Source organism: Planktotalea arctica (assembly GCF_002105285.1).
Lineage (GTDB): Bacteria > Pseudomonadota > Alphaproteobacteria > Rhodobacterales > Rhodobacteraceae > Planktotalea > Planktotalea arctica.
The window spans coordinates 50074-73226 of sequence record NZ_MUHR01000002.1 but is presented as its reverse complement, the minus strand read 5'-3'; the positions used below and the strand labels follow the sequence as shown (position 1 = coordinate 73226).

At 58.4% G+C, this 23153-nt stretch carries 20 protein-coding genes and 1 riboswitch; of the genes, 5 read left to right on the top strand and 15 right to left on the bottom strand.

Features of this window, described 5'->3' with window-relative positions:
* Positions 1–50 precede the first annotated feature (50 nt).
* Positions 51–983, top strand: coding sequence for a DMT family transporter (locus B9P63_RS03260; RefSeq protein WP_085307134.1), 933 nt, complete (start codon positions 51–53; stop codon positions 981–983).
* On the opposite strand, the gene glmM is transcribed toward B9P63_RS03260, so the two are convergent.
* The 8 genes from glmM to B9P63_RS03220 form a co-directional block, all read right to left on the bottom strand.
* Complete coding sequence (gene glmM / locus B9P63_RS03255; RefSeq protein WP_085307133.1) at positions 980–2326, bottom strand: phosphoglucosamine mutase; 1347 nt, start codon at positions 2324–2326, stop codon at positions 980–982. The two genes, B9P63_RS03260 and glmM, sit on opposite strands and share 4 nt — an antisense overlap.
* Complete coding sequence (gene folP / locus B9P63_RS03250) at positions 2323–3336, bottom strand: dihydropteroate synthase (RefSeq protein WP_085307132.1); 1014 nt, start codon at positions 3334–3336, stop codon at positions 2323–2325. The genes glmM and folP overlap by 4 nt, the downstream gene beginning before the upstream one ends.
* Before the next feature lie 39 nt (positions 3337–3375).
* Positions 3376–4323, bottom strand: a complete 948-nt coding sequence (locus tag B9P63_RS03245; RefSeq protein WP_245830538.1) for a dihydroneopterin aldolase — start codon at positions 4321–4323, stop codon at positions 3376–3378.
* Positions 4324–4413: 90 nt separating this feature from the next.
* Positions 4414–5046, bottom strand: a complete 633-nt coding sequence (locus B9P63_RS03240) for a cell wall hydrolase (RefSeq protein WP_085307131.1) — start codon at positions 5044–5046, stop codon at positions 4414–4416.
* Between the two features lie 148 nt (positions 5047–5194).
* A complete protein-coding gene (locus B9P63_RS03235) occupies positions 5195–7732 on the bottom strand; it encodes a putative PEP-binding protein (protein WP_085307130.1) in 2538 nt (845 codons plus the stop codon).
* Between the two features lie 142 nt (positions 7733–7874).
* Complete coding sequence (gene glyS / locus B9P63_RS03230; protein WP_085307129.1) at positions 7875–9932, bottom strand: glycine--tRNA ligase subunit beta; 2058 nt, start codon at positions 9930–9932, stop codon at positions 7875–7877.
* Positions 9932–10462, bottom strand: a complete 531-nt coding sequence (locus B9P63_RS03225; protein WP_085307128.1) for a DUF6446 family protein — start codon at positions 10460–10462, stop codon at positions 9932–9934. Before B9P63_RS03225 ends, glyS begins: the two co-directional genes overlap by 1 nt.
* 2 nt (positions 10463–10464) lie before the next feature.
* Positions 10465–11388: a glycine--tRNA ligase subunit alpha gene (locus B9P63_RS03220; RefSeq protein WP_085307208.1), complete on the bottom strand. Its 924-nt coding sequence runs from the start codon at positions 11386–11388 to the stop codon at positions 10465–10467.
* 238 nt (positions 11389–11626) lie between these two features.
* Here B9P63_RS03220 and B9P63_RS03215 point away from each other — a divergent pair, with 238 nt between their 5' ends.
* Positions 11627–13372: a serine protease gene (locus tag B9P63_RS03215; protein ID WP_085307127.1), complete on the top strand. Its 1746-nt coding sequence runs from the start codon at positions 11627–11629 to the stop codon at positions 13370–13372.
* Positions 13373–13374: 2 nt separating this feature from the next.
* On the opposite strand, the gene B9P63_RS03210 is transcribed toward B9P63_RS03215, so the two are convergent.
* From B9P63_RS03210 to folE2, 4 genes are all read right to left on the bottom strand, one after another.
* Positions 13375–14970 (bottom strand): thiamine pyrophosphate-binding protein, encoded by a 1596-nt coding sequence (locus tag B9P63_RS03210; RefSeq protein WP_085307126.1) that lies wholly within the window; start codon positions 14968–14970, stop codon positions 13375–13377.
* A gap of 1 nt (position 14971) precedes the next feature.
* Entirely contained in the window at positions 14972–16420 is a 1449-nt protein-coding gene (locus tag B9P63_RS03205) for a TrkH family potassium uptake protein (protein WP_085307125.1), read from the bottom strand.
* 88 nt (positions 16421–16508) lie between these two features.
* Positions 16509–16724, bottom strand: a complete 216-nt coding sequence (locus tag B9P63_RS03200; protein WP_085307124.1) for a hypothetical protein — start codon at positions 16722–16724, stop codon at positions 16509–16511.
* A gap of 133 nt (positions 16725–16857) precedes the next feature.
* Positions 16858–17949 carry a GTP cyclohydrolase FolE2 gene (folE2, locus tag B9P63_RS03195; protein WP_085307123.1) on the bottom strand — a complete coding sequence of 364 codons (1092 nt, stop codon included), beginning with the start codon at positions 17947–17949 and terminating at the stop codon, positions 16858–16860.
* A gap of 190 nt (positions 17950–18139) precedes the next feature.
* Here folE2 and B9P63_RS03190 point away from each other — a divergent pair, with 190 nt between their 5' ends.
* The 3 genes from B9P63_RS03190 to B9P63_RS19335 all read left to right on the top strand — a co-directional run bounded on the left by B9P63_RS03190 (position 18140) and on the right by B9P63_RS19335 (position 20155).
* Complete coding sequence (locus B9P63_RS03190) at positions 18140–18928, top strand: HalD/BesD family halogenase (RefSeq protein WP_085307122.1); 789 nt, start codon at positions 18140–18142, stop codon at positions 18926–18928.
* Positions 18925–19542: a hypothetical protein gene (locus B9P63_RS19340; protein WP_217806492.1), complete on the top strand. Its 618-nt coding sequence runs from the start codon at positions 18925–18927 to the stop codon at positions 19540–19542. The genes B9P63_RS03190 and B9P63_RS19340 overlap by 4 nt, the downstream gene beginning before the upstream one ends.
* A 79-nt stretch (positions 19543–19621) precedes the next feature.
* Positions 19622–20155: a M24 family metallopeptidase gene (locus tag B9P63_RS19335; protein WP_217806493.1), complete on the top strand. Its 534-nt coding sequence runs from the start codon at positions 19622–19624 to the stop codon at positions 20153–20155.
* Between the two features lie 45 nt (positions 20156–20200).
* Here the strand turns inward: B9P63_RS19335 and metZ are convergent, their stop codons facing one another.
* From metZ to B9P63_RS03170, 3 genes are all read right to left on the bottom strand, one after another.
* Positions 20201–21382 carry an O-succinylhomoserine sulfhydrylase gene (gene metZ, locus B9P63_RS03180; protein WP_085307121.1) on the bottom strand — a complete coding sequence of 394 codons (1182 nt, stop codon included), beginning with the start codon at positions 21380–21382 and terminating at the stop codon, positions 20201–20203.
* A gap of 63 nt (positions 21383–21445) precedes the next feature.
* Positions 21446–21522: riboswitch (SAM riboswitch) on the bottom strand.
* Between the two features lie 38 nt (positions 21523–21560).
* The gene (locus B9P63_RS03175; protein WP_085307120.1) at positions 21561–22160 is read right to left on the bottom strand and encodes an inner membrane-spanning protein YciB; all 600 of its coding nucleotides are present in this window, start codon (positions 22158–22160) and stop codon (positions 21561–21563) included.
* 22 nt (positions 22161–22182) lie between these two features.
* A complete protein-coding gene (locus B9P63_RS03170) occupies positions 22183–23091 on the bottom strand; it encodes a DMT family transporter (RefSeq protein ID WP_085307119.1) in 909 nt (302 codons plus the stop codon).
* Positions 23092–23153: the final 62 nt, after the last annotated feature.

Genomic DNA, 23153 nt, shown 5'->3' with positions numbered 1-23153 from the left:
TACAAAACTAAGATTGACCCCGGCATCGTCCGGGGTCATTTCGTTTCAGCATGAACAATGCCCCCTCCCCCGAAAATCCCGGCCTGACCAACTGGCTTTTGATCCTGCTCCTTGGCATCATCTGGGGCGCAGCCTTCATGGCGATGAGCGTCGCTCTCGAAGGGTTTGGGCCGCGCATGGTGGCGGCGGGGCGCCTTGGCTTTGCGGCGCTCGCGCTGATCGTGCTCGGCGCGATGATTGGCCAGCCAATCACGGCGATCTCGAAAACCGCTGGCGCGCGCGGATGGCTGTTTTGCACAGCAATTGGCGCAATCGCCCTCGCGATGCCGATGCTTATGCTCACATGGGGACAACAACACGTCCCCAGTGCCTTTGCAGGCGTCGCCATGGGGACCGTGCCGCTTTTGGTATTACCTCTGGTTTACATCTTTTCCCCCGAAGAAGGCATCGGGCCGCGCCGCATCATCGGCATGGCAGTCGGCTTTGTCGGCCTTGCGATCCTCGTCGGACCAGGTGCGTTTGGCGATACAGGCAGCGAGTTGACGCTCTGGGGGCGCCTCGCGTGTATCTGTGCAGCTTCGGGCTATGCCATCGGCTCGGTGCTGACACGCCGTTCGCCCAAAATGCCGCCCATCGCTTTGGCGACAGGCACTATGACCATTGCGGCGCTCATTGTGGTGCCGCTCGCCTTGCTGACCGAACCACTGCCGGAAACCTTCGCACTGCGCCCCAGCCTTGCTATGCTCTACGCGGCGATATTCCCCACGGCGCTCGGCGCAATCATCCGTGTGCGGGTGATCACCACCGCAGGCTCGCTGTTCATGAACATAACCAGCTACATGGTGCCTGTTTGGTCGGTGATCTTCGGCATAGCGTTACTTGGTGAAAGCCTGCCACCCCAGTTATTTTACGCGCTGGCGCTGATCCTCGTGGGGATCTTCATCAGCCAAAGCCGCCAAATCATCGCCGCACTTAGCCGTTAGGCGGTCGCGCGCGCCACTTCATCGACGATGCGGTCAACGACATCGAGCAACAGATCAGGGTCTTCGCACTCCGCCATGACGCGGATCAACGGCTCCGTGCCGGATTTACGAATGAGCAGACGGCCCTTGCCCACCAGTTCTGTTTCGGCACCGGCGATCACCGCCTTTACGCCGTCATCTTCCAGCGGCGTTTGCCCCGCCGTGTAGCGCACGTTCTTGAGCATTTGCGGAACCGGCTCGAACACCGCCGTCAATTCAGAGGCTTTGCGCCCCGTGCGCGCCATTTCGCCCAGAAACTGCAACCCCGCCATCAGACCATCTCCCGTCGTGGCATAATCCGTCATAACGATATGGCCCGACTGCTCGCCGCCAAGGTTGAACCCGTTTCTGCGCATCTCTTCGACAACATAACGATCGCCAACATCAGTGCGTGCAAGGGTCAACCCCTTGCCCTGCAAGTGCCGCTCGAGCCCCAGATTGGACATGACCGTCGCAACCAAAGTACCGCCGTTCAAACGTCCGTCCTCTGCCCAGCGACCCGCGATAAGACCCATGAACTGATCGCCGTCCGCCACCTTCCCGTGCTCGTCCAGAATAATGCAGCGATCTGCGTCACCATCAAGGCAAATCCCAACGTCCGCGCCATGGGCAATCACCGTCTCGGAGGCGGTCCTTGGCTTGGTTGAGCCACAATTCTCGTTAATATTATAACCGTTTGGCGACACTCCGACCGGAATGACCTCGGCCCCGAGTTCCCACAGGACTTCGGGGGCAGCGCGGTAGGCTGCGCCATTGGCACAATCAATCACAACCTTCATACCGTCCAGCGACAGCGCGCTCGGGAAACCCGCCTTCACCCGCTCGTTATAGCGCGAGCGGCCATCATAAACATGCCGCGTGCGGCCGATCTTTGTCGGCTCGACCAAATCAACGCCAGAATCGACCAAGGCCTCGATTTCCATCTCAGCCTCGTCGGAAAGTTTAAAACCGTCGGGGCCGAAGAATTTTATTCCGTTATCGAAATGCGGGTTATGGCTCGCGGAGATCATAATGCCCACATCTGCGCGCATCGACGGTGTCAGCATGCCAATTGCCGGTGTCGGAATCGGCCCCATCAAAAACACGCTCATGCCCGTAGAGGTCAGGCCCGCCGTCAACGCGCTTTCAAGCATATAGCCCGAGCGCCGCGTATCCTTGCCGATCACAACGCGGTGGACATTTGCCTGCGTGCGGCGAAAATAGATGCCCGCAGCAGCCCCTATGCGCAGCGCCATTTCCGCAGTCATGGGATAGGTGTTGGCCGTGCCACGCACGCCGTCAGTTCCAAATAGCTTTCTGGTCATAATTCTTCTCCTGTCGTCGCTGCCTGAAATAAGGCAAGCGCTTGTCGTGTCTGTGAAACATCGTGCACTCGTAAAATTTGAACCCCCTGCTGCACCGCGGCAAGGGCAACGGCGATAGAGCCGGGCGCACGATCCGCCGGGCGCGATGCCTGACCGATATCACGGATGAAGCCCTTGCGTGATGCCCCGAGCAAAACGGGGCAGCCCAAACCGTGAAACAGTGAAAGGCCCCGAATAAGCGTCAGATTGTGCGCTTGGGTCTTGCCGAAGCCAAGCCCGGGATCGATAATGATCTGCGCTCGCTTGAGCCCGAAACCTATCGCCAGTTCGATCTGTTTTGCCAAAAAGTCGTAAACATCAAGCAAAACGTCATCATAACGCGGAGCAAGGTGCATCGTTTCGGGCAATCCCTGCGCGTGCATCAGGCAGACCGGCGCATTGGTCATTGCGCAAAACGGCCCCAGATCGGGATCAAATTGAAAGCCGGAAACATCGTTTACGATGTTCGCACCGGCCTCCAGCGCGGCGTGCGCAACGCGCGCCTTTCGCGTATCGATCGAAAGCGGAATGTTCAAATTACGCCTGATCGCTTCGATAACCGGTACGGTTCGGGCGATTTCCGCCTCATACGGTACTTCTAACGCACCGGGACGCGTGCTTTCTCCACCCACGTCCAAAAGATGCGCGCCCGCTTCGGCCATGTCTTGTGCGGCACGAAGCGCAAGGGTCGCAGAGCTGTACTTGCCTCCGTCGGAAAAACTATCAGGCGTCAGGTTCAGAATCCCCATGATCACTGGACGGGTGAAATCCAATCCCTCCAGCGCAGGTCGGGCAGCGCTTACCTGCGCACGCCATGAGCTCGGCGTGTCGATCGCAGCCAAAACCACAGGCGGCGCATCTCGGCGCAAATGCTCCACATGCGTGAACCAGCTTTGCGTGCCGGCCAATGCAATAGCCCCTTCAGGGCGCACCATGCCAATCTGCGCAAGGGGTCGGTAATAATCTGTCATTTCAATCCCTAGCCTCAAGGCACATGTGCAATCAAGGCGTCAAATACGCGCTTGAGCGATCTGGATGCCGCGCGCAGGAACACTGCCACCTTGTGGCAAATCTTCGCCAATCACCAAGACCTCGCAAGCTGCGAGCTGTGCCGCGAACCACTGTGCAAGGCGCACCGGATCGCCGATCAGATCAGTCGGGCCCTCTGGAACGTCGAGCACAAATTTTGTTGGCGCCCACACGCTGACTTGACCGTTTTTGATGGCCCAATCCAATTCCGTGCGTGAGCCGACGACAAAACAGCGCGCATCGCGGCCTGCAAGGGTCCAGGCAGTTTGCTCCATCCCAAGCAATGCGATGCGGTGCTGCGAGGGCAATCCTAGCGCTTGATCCGGCAGAAGCGAAGTGGCTGGAACAACAATCAGCAAGGGCGCGTGCAGTGCGCTCAACTGATCAATCCAACCCGTGAGATTTTCCGATGCGAGCGCTTCTTCGCTGAGATAAAGCACACGCGGCGCAAGCGCTTTGTGTGACACCGGGCCATCGCCTTGAATGTCCTCGATCGAGCGCACGATTTCGACGCCCAAAGCGCCGCCGCCCCGGTCCAACTTTTCGATCCGCACAAACACCCGCTCCGCCTGCGGCTCTGCCAGAATGCGCACCGCAATCCGCTCGGCCAGAGTTTCCAGCAGATTCAAACGCTCTGCAGCCAATTCCAGATCAATCGCTTCCGTGACGCGGTCATAGGACAGGATCAGATCAACATCATCGCCCAGATCGTCGCTGATATGGCGCACCTCGACGACGATGTTGAAACTCAAACGTTGGGTAATGCCACGCTCGACCTGAAACGCGCCAATTTCGACTGTAACAATATGATCGCGCAGAGAAATCCTATCCAGCGGGCGATCCGGCGCGCTAGCAAGGGCACGCGCTTCCGGATGCGCAAAGGCATGCTCGGTTTCGGTACCTGTCTTGGTATCTATCTTCATGCTCATCAAAAGCTCTCCCGCACCCCGGCTCGACTGCAACGCGCGCGCAGGTTCGCCCGCTTTTGGCCCAAAGCTGCGGCGCGATCAAGCCATCACTCAGTTAGAGCTGACCCGCGTCGTTTCACGGTAAAAATGATGCACGCCAATCGTGGTAGTGCGTGGGAACACGCGACTCCAATTGGGGCTGACAGCGGTCGTGTGATAATGCGTTGCGCCTTTGGTCAAGTCCTTCGGCATATCCGAGAGCATGAGTTTTGCAATCTTTCGCAGGCGCACATAGGTCGCCTCTTCGGTGATCACTTCTTTGCGCCCATCGCAGGTATAGGTGAACTGACAGGCATATTTGCGCCCCGTACCCTGATTGATCACACCGCAGACGCTATCGGGATAGCGCGCACTTTCGACACGGTTCATAATCACCTCTGCCACCGCGAATTGCCCTTTAACCGTCTCACCGCGCGCCTCGAAGTATAGCGCCTCGGACAGGCAGTTCAGCGGCTTGCCACCCTTGGCCGCAGGCAGGCTATCAAGAAAATTGCGCGTGTATTGCACCGAACCGGCCTGCCCCGCACTGACACGGCGAAAAAGCGCATCGACCCGTGCGCGGGACAGCGTGGCCAGCACCGCTTCCTCTTTGCGGATCATACCCGATAACTCACCCGTCACTGCTTCAGCGGCAAGCGGCTGTGCCATCATCGTGGCAAGAAAAGCAAAAATATAGCGTCGCATCTAGCTCACAAGCGCTGTTTCAATTGCGCGCTAGATATCACCAATTGGTAAAAAATCCACCCCATGCCCAAAGCCGCGACGCTTCGTCCTTTTCACGGGAGCAAGGCACAATGTAATTTTCAACATCTTGTGGCGAAATGTGCGAAACCTACCCCAGCTTGTCAAAAATCGCCAATTGCGCGGCTGCCAATCTTGCAACAGGCACACGAAAGGGCGAGCAGGAGACATAGTCGAATCCCGCCGCGCGGCAAAAGGCGATCGATTCGGGGTTACCACCGTGCTCACCGCACATGGAGAGCACCAGATCCGGGCGCGCAGCGCGCCCGCGCCGCGCCCCAAGAATAAGCAACTCACCAACCCCGTCCACATCAAGCGTGTGAAACGGATCCTCCGCAAAGACGCCCTGCTTGACATATTCGCTCATGAACCGCCCCGCGTCGTCGCGCGACAAACCGTAGGTCATCTGGGTCAGATCATTGGTGCCGAAACTCAGGAACACAGCAGTCTCTGCAATATCCTGCGCCCGCAGCGCCGCGCGCGGTGTTTCCACCATGACGCCCAGTTTATAGTCGAAATCCGCACCCGTTTCGGCACGCACCGCAGCGGCGACAACATCGATACGCATCTTGACCAATTCTACCTCGCGCTTGGCCGATACCAGCGGAATCATGATTTCCGGCACGATCGGCGCACCACTTTTGGCCGCATTGATACTCGCTTCGAAAATCGCACGCACCTGCATGTCGTAAATTTCAGGCACGGCAATGCCAAGGCGCACGCCGCGCATGCCAAGCATCGGATTATACTCACCCATCGCCTCAACCCGCCGCGTCACCTCCGAGAGCGGCAAGTCCAGCGCTTCGGCCAAGCCCCGATGCCCCGCATGATCAGAGGGCAGAAATTCATGCAAAGGCGGATCAAGCAGGCGAATGCACACAGGCAGGCCCGCCATAGTCATGAAAAGCTCTGTGAAATCGGCGCGTTGAACCGGCAACAGCCGCTCTAGCGCGGCGCGCCTGTCTTCGCTATTTTCAGCAAAGATCATCTCGCGCATCACGGTCAGGCGATCATCCTCGAAGAACATATGCTCCGTTCGACACAGCCCGATCCCCTGCGCGAGGAAATTCTTGGCCGTGCGCGCATCCGCAGGCGTGTCCGCATTGGCACGAATGCCGATATCACGCTCCAGATCGGCCCAGGACAGCAGCGTCTTGAAAGCATCATCCAGCGTTGCCTCCAGCAAGGAGACCTCGCCCACCAGAATTTCGCCATGCGTACCGTCGAGCGTGATCACATCGCCTTCCTTAAAAACACGCCCGTCGCGCCCCGTCAGCAGCTTCTTGCGAATCTGAAACCGCATTTCGCTCGCGCCCACGACACAAGGCAGACCAATGCCGCGCCCGATCACCGCCGCGTGGGACGTCATGCCCCCGCGCTCCGTCAGCACCGCCTTGGCAGCGTGCATGCCGCGGATATCCTCGGGCGACGTCTCGCGGCGCACCAGAATGCAGGCTTCGTCGCGCGCCGCGCAGGCCTGTGCTTCGGCCGCTGAAAAGACGATCCGCCCCGTCGCCGCGCCCGGGCTTGCAGCCACGCCGCGCCCCGCCACATCGCGCGCGCGGGTGCGATCCACTTGCTTGTGCAGCAATTCGTTCAAGGCGGAGGGCGGGATGCGCATCAAGGCCTCCTGGCGCGTGATAATCCCGTCTTCGGCCAAACGCACCGCGATGCGCACCGCCGCGCGGCTGTTGCGTGCCACGCGTACACCATCCAGCAAATGCACACGCCCGTCCTCGATGACGAATTCCACCTGCATCTCTTCACGCAATTTCGTGCGCATCAGCGTCGCATATGCGATCAAATCCTCAAAAGCCTGCGGTGCAAGGTCCTCCAGTGACGGCCCGCGCGGATCACGCTCAAGAAACAACGCCTCGCTGCCGCCATCAAGCGCGTCGCGCCCCTGCGATTGGCTCAAATAGCGCCCGGTCAACTGCTCGAGCCCGGTCTGCCCGTCGACCAGTTGAATCACGCCAGAGCCACATTCCCCTGCACCAAAGCCCAAGGCCATAGATTGAACCACCAGCCCCAGCCCTGCGTCCGCTGGCGCACCTTTGGCCTGGCGCAGCAGCCGCGCCGATGTTCCCTCCCAAGCGCGCGCCATCGAGCGCAAAACCTCCGCCAATTGTACCGCAGGGTCTTGGGGAAACGGCTCGTCGGTCTCTTCCTCATAGGCGCGCAGTGCCTCGGACAGCGACGCCTGCCCCTCCATCCCGATCACGTCGAACACATCCGGATCAAGTCGTGCAACCAATACCGCGTAGGAATGAACAAACCGTGCATAAAGCGAGGCAGCCGCCTCTTTTCCCAGCCGCTCCGCCAAATCCACGAACCGCGCGTCGTTCATTCCGATGTTCAAAATCGCACTTGGGCCGCCCCAATCGGGATCTTCCGAGGACGGGCGCACGCAAAGCAACTCACCCGCTTCAAAGGGCGAAAGCAAAAACGCCATGTCCGGCATCTCGCCGCGTGCAATCTTGTGAACCGCAACAAACGACAGCCCAACAGTGCGCGGCACGGGCAACTCCAGCCGTACCAAGCGCTGCAAACATTTGGTGCGCCCCCCGTGCGTTTCCGCGGCGACGGGGGCATCTGCGGTAATCAAAGTTGTATGCGGATCATTCTGCACTGCGGCATCCCTCTAGGTTGCCCGCAGCATAGGCCGCAAATCAAAGGGCGCAAGCGCGTCCCTTCATCTTGCCCTTTAAACTCAAATTGCCTGCCCCCAAGGGCAGGCTGATCAGGCGCGCGCGCTCAGCGCGCACAGTCTTTTAACCCTCGACGCGGGTCAAATCGGCGACCGAACCGACCAACTTTCGAATGTCGCTCAAAAGATTCAAACGATTGCGCCGCACGGTGCCATTGTCCGAATTCACCTGAACCGCCTCAAAAAACGCATCAATCGGTGCACGCAGGGCCGCCATACCGCTCATTGCTGCTGCGAAATCCTCGGATTTGAGCGCCGCCTCAATCACCGGTGTCTCCGCCTCAAGCGTCGCAAACAACGCGCGTTCCTCGTCGATCTGTGCAAACTTCACATCACCGCCGTAGGAATACTCGACCCCGTCTTTTTCTTCTTCTTTCGACAAGATATTGTTGGCGCGTTTGAACCCTTGCAACAGGTTCGTGCCGTCCTCGGTCTTCATAAACGCCTCAAGCGCCACCGCGCGCTTGACCAGAAGCGCCAGATCATCATTTCCATCCATCGCAATACACGCGTCGATCACGTCATGCCGCACACCTTGGTCGCGCAAATAGACTTTGAGGCGGTCGTGAAAGAAGGAGAGTAAATTCGTAGCATCCGCACGGTCATCAGCCTGAGAGAAAACGCGTAAAAGACCAAACGAAAGCCCATTCTCCAAAACCAACCGAATAACCCCAAGCGCCGCTCGTCTCAAAGCAAACGGGTCCTTCGACCCTGTTGGCTTCTCGTCAATCGCCCAGAACCCTGTCAGCGTATCAATCTTATCCGCCAAAGACACGGCCACAGACACAGGTGCGCTTGGCACAGCATCCGAAGGCCCCAAAGGCGAGTAATGCTCTTCAGCCGCAGCCGCCACAGCCGCCGTTTCACCAGCAGCTTCAGCGTAATAACGGCCCATCAAACCCTGCAATTCAGGGAACTCATAGACCATCTCGGACGACAAATCAGCCTTCGCCAACCTCGCCGCGCGCTCTGCTTCATCCGCATCCGCGCCAACAACCGGAGCCAATTCGCGCGCGAGCGCTGCAATCCGTTCAATCCGCTCCGCTTGCGTGCCAAGCTTGTTGTGAAAGGTCACATTCGAGAGCGCCTCGGTCCAAGTCGCCATGTCGGCCTTGGCGACGCGCAAATCGTTCTCCCAGAAGAACTTCGCATCCGACAAACGCGCGAACAGCACTTTTTGGTTGCCCGCCAGAATAGTCGCGCCGTTGTCCGCAGTTTCACGGTTCGCAACCGTGATGAACCGCTCGATACGGCCCGTCTTCGGGTTCTTCACGGAGAAAAACTTCTGATGCTCGCGCATGCTGGTCTGCAAAACCTCAGGCGGCAGGCCAAGGAAATCCGTCGCAATCTCGCCCATGAGCACCACAGGCCATTCCACCAGACCCGCAACCTCGCGCAAAAGGCCCGCATCCTCGACCACCTCAAGCCCATTGGCAAAGGCTTGGTTCTTCGCGTCTTCCCAGATCGCATCCGCGCGCTCGCCTGCGTTCAGCACGACGAACGCACGTTTGAGCTGCGCTTCATAATCCTCGAACCCGTTCACAGTAAGCTGCGCGGGTGCCATGAAACGATGCCCGTGCGTGGTCTTGCCCGACACAATCCCGTCCACGTCCAGCGGCACAACTTCGCTGCCCGCCTCATCAGTGAGAATGCACAGGATCGAATGCAACGGGCGCACCCAGCGCAACGAGCCGCTGCCCCAGCGCATCGATTTGGGCCACGGGAAGTTACGGATCGTAGTTTCCAGAACCTCTGCGATAATCTCGCTCGCAGGGCGACCGGGCTTCTCAATACTCGCAAAATAGATCGCCCCTTTGGGGGTGTCCCGCTCCTCAAGCGCCTCGCGGCTCACGCCTGCGCCTCGCAAGAACCCCTCGATCGCCTTATCAGGCGCGCCCACTTTGGGCCCTTTGCGCTCTTCGCGCACGGTCGGGCTCTCGACCAACAGCCCCTCTACCGTCAGCGTCAATCGGCGCGGCGTCGAAAAAGCGGCGCTCGATGCGTAGGTCAGCCCCGCCTCGACCATGCCGTCCGTCATCAGTTTTTTCAGATCATCCGCGGCTTTGCCTTGCATGCGCGCAGGGATTTCCTCGGAGAACAGTTCAATCAGCAGATCAGGCATCAGTTTTGTCCTTCAAAGTCTGCGCGCGGCGGGCAGGCTTCGCCAATGGGCGAGCCATCATAGGCCTTTTTGCCGCATTCATTCAACTCGTGCCAGATATAGCCGCGCCCGTCCTCGGTGATGGCAACCACACGGTCCACGCCGTATGCGAAGTTTTTCGCACCCAGAAACGTCAATGCTGTACCGGCGTCGAGCTCTGCCCCCAAGGCTTCGGCGTCAAAGCAATCGAACCAGGGTGGAGCATTACGCGGCGAGGCATTTTCCACCGCCTCATAGGTTTCGCTCAGCAAGGAATGGCTCATGTCTGTGGTAAAGCAGGCGCGAAAGCGGATGGGTGAGCTATCCGCGTCGATCGCCGTGAAGTTGTCAAACAGGATCGCTTCGGGATCGCCCGATACCAGCGAAACCAGTTGCACATCGTCCCCTGTCGGCATGACCTCCTCATAGAAGGCGTAAACCTGCAAATAATACATGGCGCCGCCCGCCAGAAGCGCTGAAAACACGGTGAACCCCGCTAAAAACTGCCCCATTCTCACTGGACATACCCCCCCGCTTCGGTTTGCACAAAGGCATCGGCGCAGGCCTTGGCCAGCGTGCGCACGCGCCCGATATAGGCCTGCCGCTCTGTGACCGAAATCACGCCGCGCGCGTCCAGCAGGTTGAAGATATGGCTGGCCTTGATGCACTGATCATAGGCCGGATGCGCCATGACGATGCGCTTGCCGGTCTTGGAGTCCACATGTTCCTGCGCCAAAATGCTCGCGCATTCTGCCTCGGCTTCCTCGAAGTGGCGTAGCAAAACATCGGTATTGGCCACGTCGAAATTATAGCGGCTGTGCTCTTGCTCGGTCTGTTTGAACACATCACCATAGGACAGTGCGATGGGTGCTTGCGGATCATTATAGGGCATATCCATCACGTGATCTACGCCCAGCACATACATCGCAAGGCGCTCGAGGCCGTAGGTAAGCTCGCCTGCGACGGGGGCGCAGTCATGGCCGCCAACTTGTTGAAAATAGGTGAACTGGCTGACTTCCATACCATCGCACCAAACCTCCCAACCAAGGCCCCAGGCACCGAGGGTCGGGCTTTCCCAGTCATCCTCGACAAAGCGGATATCATGCAGGTCCATGTTGATGCCAATCGCCTCGAGCGAGCCGAGATATAACGCCTGCAAATCCGGTGGGCTGGGTTTGATCAAGACCTGATACTGGTAGTAGTGCTGCAATCGGTTCGGGTTTTCACCGTAGCGCCCGTCCGTGGGGCGGCGCGAGGGCTGCACATAGGCCGCTGCCCAAGGTCGCGATCCAAGCGAGCGCAGTGTTGTTGCAGGATGAAACGTACCCGCCCCGACTTCCATATCATAGGGCTGCATAATAGCGCAGCCGCGCGCCGCCCAATAGGACTGCAAACGCAGGATAATCTCTTGAAATGACTTAGGTTTTTCGGAATTCATCGCACCCGCCGCCTGATTGCCCGCACGCCGAGTGCGTCTTTGCGCCTGATTAGCCGCTGCGCCGCTCAGGGTCAATCAATCAAGATATGGCGCTATTCACGTTAATGTTGCGCAAATACTGTGGACTATTGCCCAAAAATTGCCGAAAATCTTCATCAATCTGCGCATGATCGCGGGCTAGGTTAATATCCAGTTAACACACGCCGCCAGCAGTCCAGTTTTTTTGAGGTTTTTTTGCATGAAACGCATTTTCCTACCCTTGTTGTTTATCTTTTTCGCCGCGATGCGCCCCGTATTCGCGCAAGACGCAGCCTGGGTTCAAATAGAAGCGCAGCCAAGTCTGATTTCCGCCGAAGATCGCGCGCGCGCATACGCCGCTGAACTGCCTGACGTAAACGGGTTTTCCCTTGGCGGTGGCTGGTACGCTCTCGCTCTTGGCCCCTACAGCCCCGAGGACGCAGAAACCGTTTTGCGCGGTTATCGCAATGAGGGCCGCATCCCGCGCGACAGTTTCATCGCCTATTCTGCCGCCTTTCGCCAGCAATTCTGGCCCGTGGGCGCAAATCTGTTGGATACCGCGCCTTTGACGCCTGCCCTGCCTGCTGAAACGATTGCCGAAGCAGTGCCGGAATCGGCCCCCGCGCCTGAACCAGCTCTATCAGACGAGTCACCGAGAGAGGCGCGCGAAAGCGAAAACGCCCTTAGCCGCGACGAAAAGAAGGACCTGCAATTAAAACTGCAATGGGCGGGCTTTTATAACGCTGCCATCGATGGCTCTTTCGGGCGTGGCACGCGCAGTTCCATGTCCCAGTGGCAAGAGGCCAATGGCTTCGAGGTTACCGGCATTCTGACCACGCAGCAGCGCGCGGCCCTGTTGCAGCAATTTAACGCCGTGCTCGAGGGCTTGGACCTGCGCCTCGCGCAGGATGCGCAAGCGGGGATCGAGATTAAAATGCCGCTTGGCGCGGTCAAGTTCGACCGCTATGAATCTCCCTTCGCCCATTTTGAGGCCAGCGGCTTCGTGCCAGGCGCGAAGATCATTCTGATCAGTCAGGCTGGCGATCAGAACACGCTGTTCGGTCTCTATGATATCCTGCAAACGCTTGAAACCGTGCCACTAGATGGCGCGCGCACGCGCAGCAGCGATGAATTCACCCTGATCGGCGAGAGTGACACGTTCATTTCGCACACCGAAGCCAGCCTCGCGCAGGGTCACGTCAAAGGTTTCATGCTGATCTGGCCAACGGGCGATGAGGAACGCCGCACCCGGCTTTTGTCCGAAATGCAGACCAGTTTTGCGCGCCTCGACGGTGTGCTTGATCCGACGGCGGGCATGGATGAAACGCAACAGATTGATCTGGTCTCGGGCTTGCAAATCCGCACCCCCAAGCTGTCACGCAGCGGCTTTTACGTAGCGTCCAACGGCACGGCCCTAACCACGCTTGAGGCTGTGCAATCGTGCTCGCGCATCACTATCGACGGCGATTACGACGCGCGCGTCACCGCTACGGACGCAGATAACGGCCTTGCGCTGCTGCGCCCTGAAGAAACCCTCGCCCCCGCTGGTTTTGCGAGCTTCCGCGATGGTGCGCCGCGCCTCAAAAGCGATATCGCTGTCGCAGGCTATCCGTTCGAGGGCGCGCTTAATGCTCCGACTCTGACCTTCGGCACCCTCGCCGATCTGCGCGGCCTTGGTGGTGAAAGCACGCTCAACCGTTTGGAGCTCAGCGCAATGTCCGGAGATGTGGGCGGGCCAGTACTCGACACTGCAGGGGCAATCATCGGCATGTTGGCTCCGAAAGACATGAAAGGGCGCACTCTGCCAGAAGGCGTTGGCTTCTCCGTCACCAATGACGTGATCGCAGCAATGCTTAGCGGCGCAGGTGTCACCGCGCGCAAAGCCGGCGCAGGCGCCGCGCTCGCCGCGGAAGATCTGGTCACCGTCGCCACTGACATGACCGTGCTGATCAGCTGCTGGGAATAAAGCTAGAAGCCCAATATATCCGGCGTGATATGAATGAGCGTTGGCCCCTTGCGGGTCAGCGCTTTTTTCATCTCTGCGGCCATGTCATCCAACGAGGCAGGGCGCGCGCTTGCAGCCCCGTAGGCTTCAGCCAGCTTGCAAAAATCAGGATTGCGCGCGATCACCGCGTTGGGTGCTATCTGGCTGCGCACCATGGAATCCTCGATCTCTTTCAGCTTGCCATTGTCCCATAGGATGATCGGCAGACAGAGCTCCAATTCAACCGCAACGCCCAGTTCTTGCAACGTGTATTGAAACCCGTAATCCCCCGCGATGGCCACCACAGACTGATGACCAAGGCCAATCTTGCCGCCAATGGCTGCAGGCAGCGCATATCCCAGCGTGCCAAAACCGAACGGATGATGCCAATGGGCGGGGCGGGGCATGTCCCAGACCTCTTTCGCAACATAGGCAAATTGAGTCATATCGGAGAAAAACATCGTATCTTCAGGCAAAGCCGCGCGCAAAGCTGCGCAAATCGGCACGATGCCGGGACGCTCCGCATCCGTCTCGGCGCGCCAACGCGCTTTGCTCGCTGCGACCATCTCGGCATCCCAGCAGGGCGCGCGATCATCCGTGCGCGCGGGGATCGCAATGGCCATGGCACGCAAAAACGCTTCTGCGTCACCGTGAATGAGCAGATCGCCGGACTTGCCCTGCGCCAGAACGCTCGGGTCCAGATCAACACGGATCATCGGGCAGCTATGACCAAGATCACTGCGCCAAAGATCCACCTCGGCCAATTCCGTACCAACCGCGACCACCAGATCAGCCTGCGCAAAGATCGCCGCCGTATCGCCGCGCGCAAGGGTTGCACCAAAATTCAGCGGCGTTTCCGCTGGAACGATGCCGCGCCCTGCGTAGGTGGTGAAGCTCGCCGCGCCGCTCATTCGCATCAAATCGCCGACCACATCGGCCCCTGCAACTGCACCGCCACCAAAGACAAAGACCGGCTTTTGCGCCGCCAAGACCATCGCAACCGCTTGGTATAGCTGTGCGTGGGGCGCTTGGGGTTTCGCATGGCTTGGCAGCGGCTGTGGTGCGCCCTCTGCCATGCTTCCCGCCAAAGCGATCGGCACTTGCACATGTTTGGAGCGGGGCCGCGCCCTGGCAAATTCAGTAAAGGCGCGGTCGATCAACTGATAGGCCGCGCTCGCGCTGCGCGCCTCTTCGGACCAATCGCATACCGTGCGCGCCGCGCCAGCCTGATCAAGCATCTGATGTAATTGCCCGCGTTTGGCCGAAATTTCATCGAGGCAAGACGAAATCGCCAGCACTGGCACGCTATCCGAATAGGCCTGCCCCAACGGCGTCATCGTGTTGCACAGGCCCGGCCCCGTAATCACATAGGCCACGCCTGGTTTACTTGTCGCGCGCGCATAGCCATCGGCCATAAACCCTGCACCTTGTTCGTGACGCGCAAGCACATGGGTGATCCCCGCCTCCTCGATGCCGCGATACATCTCGACATTATGAACGCCCGGAATACCGAAAATCACATCAACGCCGCGCGCCCTCAGCATGTGAGAAATCTGTGCACCAAGAGGCCTTTGCGTCATATTACGCTCTCCAAAATCCGATTGTGAGGATGGCATAGACGGCCATTAGCTCTAGCCTGCCGATCAGCATGCCAGCGGCCAAAAGCCACTTGGCCGTATCGTTCAAACCTGAGAAATTGCCCGCTGGTCCGATCTCGGGGCCAAGGCCGGGGCCGATGTTCGCCAACGCCGATGCCGCGCCGGACAGCGCCGTAACCATGTCCAGCCCCGTCATACTAAGCGCGACCGCAAGCAGGCCCATTGTAACCACAAAGAAAACAAAAAAGGACATGACCGAGCTCAGTACATCCTCACTGACGGGGCGGCCCTGATAGCGCGGTGTGAAGATGCCATTGGGCGAGTGAATGCGCCGCATCTGCGTGCGAATGGAGGCAAATAAAAGCTGGTAGCGGAATATCTTGATCGAGCAGGCCGTAGATCCGGCGCAGCCACCGATGAGGCCTGCAAAAAAGAACAGCGCAACAAGGAACGAGCCCCAAAGCATGTAATCCGCGCTGGCATAGCCCGTGCCGGACACGATGGAGATGATGTTGAACAGCGCTTGCCGGAACGCAGGTTCAAACGCTCGGTCCTGCGCCAGCGCCAACACACCTGCGCAGATCACTACAAGCACCGCGATGGTCATCAAAAAACCGCGCACCTGCGCGTCGCGGAACACCGCCCAATTGTTACCGTTGAGCAATTGGACATAGCGCACAAAAGGCAGCGCCGCGAGCACCATGAAAAGCGATGCCACATATTCCGTGCCGCTGGAAAACGCCCCGAAGGAGGCGTCGTAATTAGAAAACCCCCCCGTCGCCACGGTGGTCATCGAGTGGACGCTCGCATCAAAGGCATTCATCCCGAAAAGCATATAGCTCATGGCGCAGGCCAGCGTGATACCCACATAGATATAAGACACCTGCGCAGCGATCGTCGTCGCACGCGGCAGGATTTTGCCCATGGTATCAAAGCCCTCGGCGCGGAAAATCTGCATGCCGCCGACACGCAATTCAGGCAGGAACACCATAGCGACAACGATGATGCCGACGCCGCCGATCCACTGCATAAGGCCACGCCACAAAAGCAGGCCCTTGGGCAATGTATCAAGCCCCGCAATCACCGTAGAGCCGGTGGTGGTCAGGCCCGACATTGCCTCGAAGAACGCATCGACAAAACGCAGCTCTGTCGCGCCAAGCATGAAGGGAAGTGCGCCAAAAACCGGCAAAGCCAGCCAGACACCCGTGGTCAGCAGAAAGGTTTGCTGGATCGTCAGCCCCTCCTGCACACCGTTGGCGCAGGCCAGCGCGATCAAACCGCCCGTAAGGGCCGTGATCAAAGCACTTTGCAAAAAGACGGGCCAGTGCCCACGCGCTTCGGCCAGATCGACAAGCAAAGGCAGCAGCATTGCCACCCCGAGCATCATCACCAAAAGGCCGATTACATATCCAACAGGGCGCAGGTCCAACATGATGTGCAGGCTTGGCCGAGGGTCCCTGCCCTGTCAAGCATCCGCGCGCAGCGCTGCGCGCAAATTATCCTAATTTCAGGCGTCTAACCTAAAAGCTGATCTGATCGCGAAACACATGGCGCACGATATCGTCACGGCGCAAACCGCGCGCTTGCAGCTCTTCATCGCTCATCGCTTGATAATACTCAACTTCCGCCGAGCGCGAACGCGCTTGCGCGAAACTCATTGTCGCCTGAATGATTGCATTGCCGATGCGCGGCAGAAAACCGGGAGTGTTTGTAACGATGTGATCGAGAACAGCCATGACAGTGCCTTTCAGCTCAAATGAGGTGTATTTCCTTTGAGACTGATATGCGGGCGGGGGTCACGAATGAAAACCGATACTTCTGCATTGCAGCAATGCACGCGCAGCAATGCTGACGTAGCGGCGGGCAACCCTAGCCAACGTGAAACAGCGTGCTGAACAGCTTGGGATCAAGGCTGGTGTTGGCAAAGCTCGCACCCTCCGTCAAAACGCTCACCGCGTCATGGCTGTGCAGACTTTCCTGATGCGAGGCGACAACGCGAAAATCGCCGATCCGCTCGTCGCTCAGCAATTGCTCGCAGAACAGGCGCGCAGCGTCCTCGACAAAAATCGGATTGGCGGCGTTGAGTTCGGCAAAGGCTTGTTCGTCCTCGCGCTTGACCATGACTTGGGTCTCTGTCGGCACGGCGGTGCGGCAATGATCAATCACATCTTCGAACCACAGGATCGATTTGCCAATCAGCTCGATCGATATCCGCGCAACAGAGCGCTGGGAGTGCGGCGTAGCAAGCTGGCCACGTGTGCGCCGCGCGTGCTCGCTAAGTTCCAAAGAGCACGGACAGGTCGAGGAATAGACGTAATCAACGTGCATGAATTTCTGGCGCACGCCGTTCTGTTCGACCAACTCGAGCGCGATATCGTAATACTGATAGCCCGTCAGCCCCGAGCGCAGGCTTTCGATTTTCACAGGAAACGAAAAGCGCATTTGCAGGCGCGCATCGAAACTCTCAAGATCGGATTTGTAATCGTCCAGCGCCGCTTCGATCACATCAAAGCTGAAGGTTTCCTCGGCGCGCCTGTAGAAGGTGCGCATGATGCGCGACATGTTGATGCCCTTCTTGTCCGCCTCGAGGCTGACCGTGCCGGTCACCGAAGTTTCCAACGTCAGATCGCCGCCATGTTTGGTGTGAAAGCGGATCGGCAGGCGGAAATTGGAAATGCCCACATGCTGAATAAGCTGCTTCGAGCCACGAATGAGCGAGCTAGGACCGTTCTGCAAGTCTGGCAGGCCAGCCGTATAGCTCGAATCGGCTTGGAAATTTTCGGAGTATTCAGCGCACAGATCAGGATAAGGCGCATCTCCCAAAAGCGCGCGCAAGTTAGGATCAAGCGCATCGCGCTCTTCATCGCTTGCACCAGCGGCCCAGCTTTTCAGGAGTTCCAAAGCCTTTTGCGCATTTTCGCGTTCGGCCGTCTCGCCCGTGATCGCCGTGGAGATATTCATAACCGGCCCCCAAATTCACCCTGGTGCTCCTTATATATGAAGCCGCGCCAAGTTTCCCATGCTTTAAAACCGCACTAGACGGGGAAAGGCGAAGCGATAACCGCCAAATGCGACATGCACTGTCGCCATTCTGGCGCGCAAACAACTCAGCAGTGCAAGACGTTAACCGCAACACAACAAGGAGCGCGCAATGCACGATATTCTGGATCTGGAAACCTACCCCCTCGATCAACCCGATTCTGTGGCATTCAAAGCGCTTCTAGCGCGCTGCAAGGTGGATCTTGCGGCGCATGGCATGTTCAATCTGGTAGGTTTCATGAAGCCCGCCCCGATCGCCGAAACCTTGGCCTACGCACTGCCAAAGTTCGAAACGGAGGCTTTTCGCCACGAACGGATGCACAACGTCTACTTCAAGAAAATCATCCCAGATGTACCGGACGATTCGCCGCTTTATACGCAGTTCCAAACCTCGAACCTGACGCTGTGCGGCGATCAAGTTGCGCCGACGGCGGTGACACAGCTCTACGAATGGCAGCCCTTCGTAGATTTTCTCGCAGCCGTGATGGATCGCGCAGCGCTCTATCCGATGGACGATGCTTTGGCGCGGCTCAACGTGATGGCTTACGGCGACGGGCAAGGTCTGAACTGGCATTTTGATCGCTCTGAATTCACCACGACGCTGCTTTTGCAAGCGCCCGAGGCGGGTAGCACATTTCTCTATCGCACAGATCTGCGCACGGCGGATGATCCCAATCATGAAGGCGTTGCAAAGCTGGTGCGCGGCGAGGACACGCAGGTTCAGGCACTCGACGTCACGCCCGGCACGCTCAACGTGTTTCGCGGGGTAAACACGCCCCATTGCGTGACACCGGCCAAAGGCCCGCGCCCGCGTGTGGTGACGGTTTTGACCTATTATGAAACCCCCGGCGCGCAGTTCAGTGACGAGGAGCGTCTCGGGTTTTACGGACGCACGTCATGACCTCCATCTTCAAAGATGATCGAAAGGGAACCTTTCTCAATGCGCTGGGGGCGGACAAGCCGCTCAAAAGCCCTGTGCCGGATAGCGTTCTCGACGGTGCGCGCCGCTACAGATTGCAACGCCTGCGCGATCAGATGCGCATTGCCGATGTTGCAGCACTATTGCTCTATGATCCGGTGAACATTCGCTACGCATTTGATAGCTGCAACATGGGCGTTTGGACGGGGCATAACCCCATCCGCTATGCGCTGATCCTCGCGGATGGGCCTGCGATCATGTTTGAATTCAAAGGTTGCGAGCATTTGAACGATGGCCTGCCCGGCATCGACGAGCTGCGCATTTCTATCGGCTGGATGTTCATGTGCGCCGGGGATCGCGCGGGCGAGCGGCTAAACGCTTGGGCTGATGAGATCGCGGATTTGGTGACGGCCCATGCGGGCAAAGGCGCAAAGCTGGCAGTCGACCGGATCGAGCCTGACGGGGCCTTTGCCTTGCGGGACCGCGGCCTTGAAATTATTGATGGTGGCCAAGTCACCGAACTGGCGCGCGCAATCAAAAGCGCGGATGCGCTAGACCATACGCGTTTGCGAGGCGGGCATGGCCCGCATATATGAACATTCCGTGCCGGGGGTGAAAGAGCGAGAGCTATAGGCGCATCTGCATTTCGAGAACGCGCGCTCGGGCGGGGAATAGCTGGAAACCAAGCTGCTGACGTGCGGGCCAAAAACGAACCCTTGGTACCGCGAATGTAGTGACCGCGAATGCCAGCTTGGCAAGATGATCGCCTTTGATACGGATATGATCGGACCCTACGGCTATTACGCCGATCTTTCGCGCAGTTGGACCTGTGGGTATACGAACATGACTGATCAGCAGGCTTCGATCTACTCTGCCGCGCGCGATCAGATCGAACATAACATGGCGCTGATCCGCGATGGATTGAGCTTTGCCGAGTTCAACGAGAAAAGTTGGCAAATCCCCGAGCGGTTCGTGCCCTACCGCTATTCATTGGCGGCGCATGGCGTTGGCATGGCCGATGAATGGCCAATCGTGGCGTTACACCTTGATTTCGAGGGAAGCATGGGCCGGCATTTCAAGGCAGGCCAAGTGATCTGTGTGGAGCGCCTGATTGCCTCGAAAAGCACTGCAAGCTTGAAGCTGGAAACGCAGGTCTTGGCAACCGAGACCTGCGTTGAACGCCTCGATACCTTCCCTTGGGAGATGTGATCAGCGCGGCCGATTTTTCTGGAAAAATCGAATTGCGCGCTGAATTTACGCCTGCTCCAACGCTTGCAAGACATCCGCAATCAAATCATCGCAGTCCTCGATCCCGAGGCTGAGCCGGATCAGACCATGGCTAATCCCGAGCATCTGCTTTTGATCCTCCGGTAAACGCTGATGCGTGGTCGCGGCGGGCGGCGTCGCGATGGTTTTCGCGTCTCCGAGATTATTGGAAATAATCGCGATCTTGAGCGCATTGAGCGTGCGAAACGCCGCCTCTTTACCGCCCTTTACATCGAAGGCCAGCATCGTGCCGCCATTGCCCATTTGCGCCATCACAAGCGCATGTTGCGGATGGCTGGCATGGCCGGGGTAGATCAGGCGCGCGATTTTGGGGTGACCATTTAGCGCCTCGGCCAGCTTTGCCGCCGTGGCCGCTTGCGCGCGCACGCGCAAATCCATCGTTTCGAGACCCTTGAGCATGATCCACGCGGTAAAGGGACTCATCGAGCCACCGGTGTGTTTCATATAGGGCTCGATCGTGCCGCGGATCATCTCCTTGGTGCCAAGGATGATCCCGCCAAGCGCGCGGCCTTGCCCGTCGATATGTTTGGTTGCTGAATACACCACAACATCGACGCCCTGCGCGAGAGCGTTCGAGAACACGGGCGTTGCAAAAACATTGTCTGCAACCACCACCGCGCCGACGGCGTGGGCCATGGCGGCAACCGATGTGATATCCACCACTTCCAGCGTCGGGTTCGAAATCGTCTCGAAAAATACCACCTTGGTGTCGCTGCGGATCGCGCTTTTCCACGCGTCCAGATCACGCCCATCAATCAGCGTAACCTCCACCCCCATGCGCGGCAGAATGTCGTCCAGAATGTATAGACACGAGCCGAAGAGCGCGCGTGAAGCGACCACGTGATCCCCAGCGCTCACCAGAGACATCAACGCGCCATTGACTGCCGCCATGCCTGAGGCTGTGGCAAAGCCATCCTCGCAGCCCTCGATCGCGGCCATACGCTCTTCGAACATCGCGACTGTCGGATTGCCATAACGCGCGTAGATAAACTCATCCTCACCCGCTTTGATAAAGCGCGCTTCAGCCTGCTCGGCAGTGTCGTAGACAAAGCCTTGTGTGAGGAAAATCGCTTCGCTCACCTCGCCCCACTGGCTGCGCTTGCTGCCGCTGTGCACCAGTTTGGTGCGCGTATTCCAGTCTTTGCTCATCCGTTCTCTCCTAGCGCGGGGGGCTAGCCCCACGAAAAAACCCCGATGCGGTCAAGCAAACGGGGTTCCCGAGCATTGACCTTTTAGCGGCATATTTAACGTGGCCCACAATCCGGTATCAAATCGCCACACCATTTATCTAGGCGCGCTGACGCGAATGGTCAACGCTCGAGTGCGCTCAATCCTCGAGGTCCATATGTTTTTGCAGCATCGCGAACTGGCTCCACAGGAACGCGAAAAGCAGGATGGGAAAACCGAAGGTTTCGATCTTGACCCAAGCATCCGTGGACATGGTACGCCAGACGATTTCATTGCCCACCGCCAGCGCCGCAAACATCATCGTCAAGCGGCGCGTCAGGATCATCCAGCCTTCCTGCGCCATGGGCAGCGCGTCAGACAGAACGAAGGCGAGATAGCTTTTTCCCTGCACAAGGCCGATACTGAGGATCACCGCGAAAAAGCCGTAGACCAGCGTGGTTTTCATCTTGAAGAACCGCTCGTCATTGAAATACGCCGTCAGCCCGCCAAAGAAAATCACCATGAACGCAGTGAAAATCTGCATGCGGCTGAGTTTTCCGGTCAAATACCAAAGCGCGCACATAGCGATGAGCAAGATCGGCACGAACAGGATGGTCGCAACGATAAAGCCGGAGTAGTCCGTGCCGCCCATATTGTAGGTGTTGTCGCGCATGCGCAGGTAGAGCAGGAAAAACACCAAGGTCGGACCCAACTCCAGTACCTGTTTCATGATCGGATTGATGTCTTTTTCTTGTGCCATATCACAGGCCCCCTTTCGGCGTTCAGCCTGCAAACTCTACAATCACCGCGCCGAGCGCGATGAGGGCCATTAGCGCAATGCGCCTTGGGCCAACGGTTTCTTTAAGCACGAGCCAGCCGATCAGAGCGGCAAAGACCGTGGATGTTTCGCGCAAGATGGCGGCTTCGCCCACCTTGTCAAGGCGCGTGGCCAACATGATCGAGCCAAAGGAGGCGAAGGCAATGAGACCGCCAATAAAGCCACGCAGCGCGAGGGGCGGCAATGCCGGCGGCGATGTCATCGCGCGGTAGCGCAGATACGCCAGAATGGGAAAGGCAAAACCGTCGATGAAAAAGAACCAAGCAAGGAAGGTAAACGGATCGGCTGTGGCGCGAATGCCGTAAGCGTCATAGGTCGTGTAGAGCGCGACAAACAGCCCCGTGGCGAGCGCAAGCCAAAGCGCAGGAACGAGCGTGGCACGATCCGTGATCAAATAGAGGTAGTTATAAACCGCCAGCCCGAAAATTCCGCAAAGCAGGACCAGAACGCCAAACCATTGCATCAGATTGAACGTCTCGCCAAAGATCAAGTAAGCGCCGAAAACGGTAAACAAAGGCCCCGTGCCGCGCACGACAGGATAAACGACAGTATATGCGCCCTTGGTGTAGGCAAAAGCCTGAAGCACTTTGTAGGCGGTGTGAATTATGAAGACGCCGGCGAAAATGATCCACATATGCGGCTCGGGCCAAGGCACCACGAACAGCGCCACAGGCGCGGCCATAAGGAAATAGCTAGCATCGATCGCACCCCGACTGAGCCATGGATCGTGACGCCCTTTTTGCATCGCGCCGAAAACCGCGTGCAGGAAGGCGGCGGAGATGGCGAGAATGAGGGCGAGTTGATGACCCGCTTCTGTGCCCTCAAGCGAGATGAGCCATTGGGAGAGTGTCATTTCAAGCAGGTTGGGGGCCAGCCCCCGCCGCGCAGAGCGCGGCCCCCCCGAAGTTTACTTGG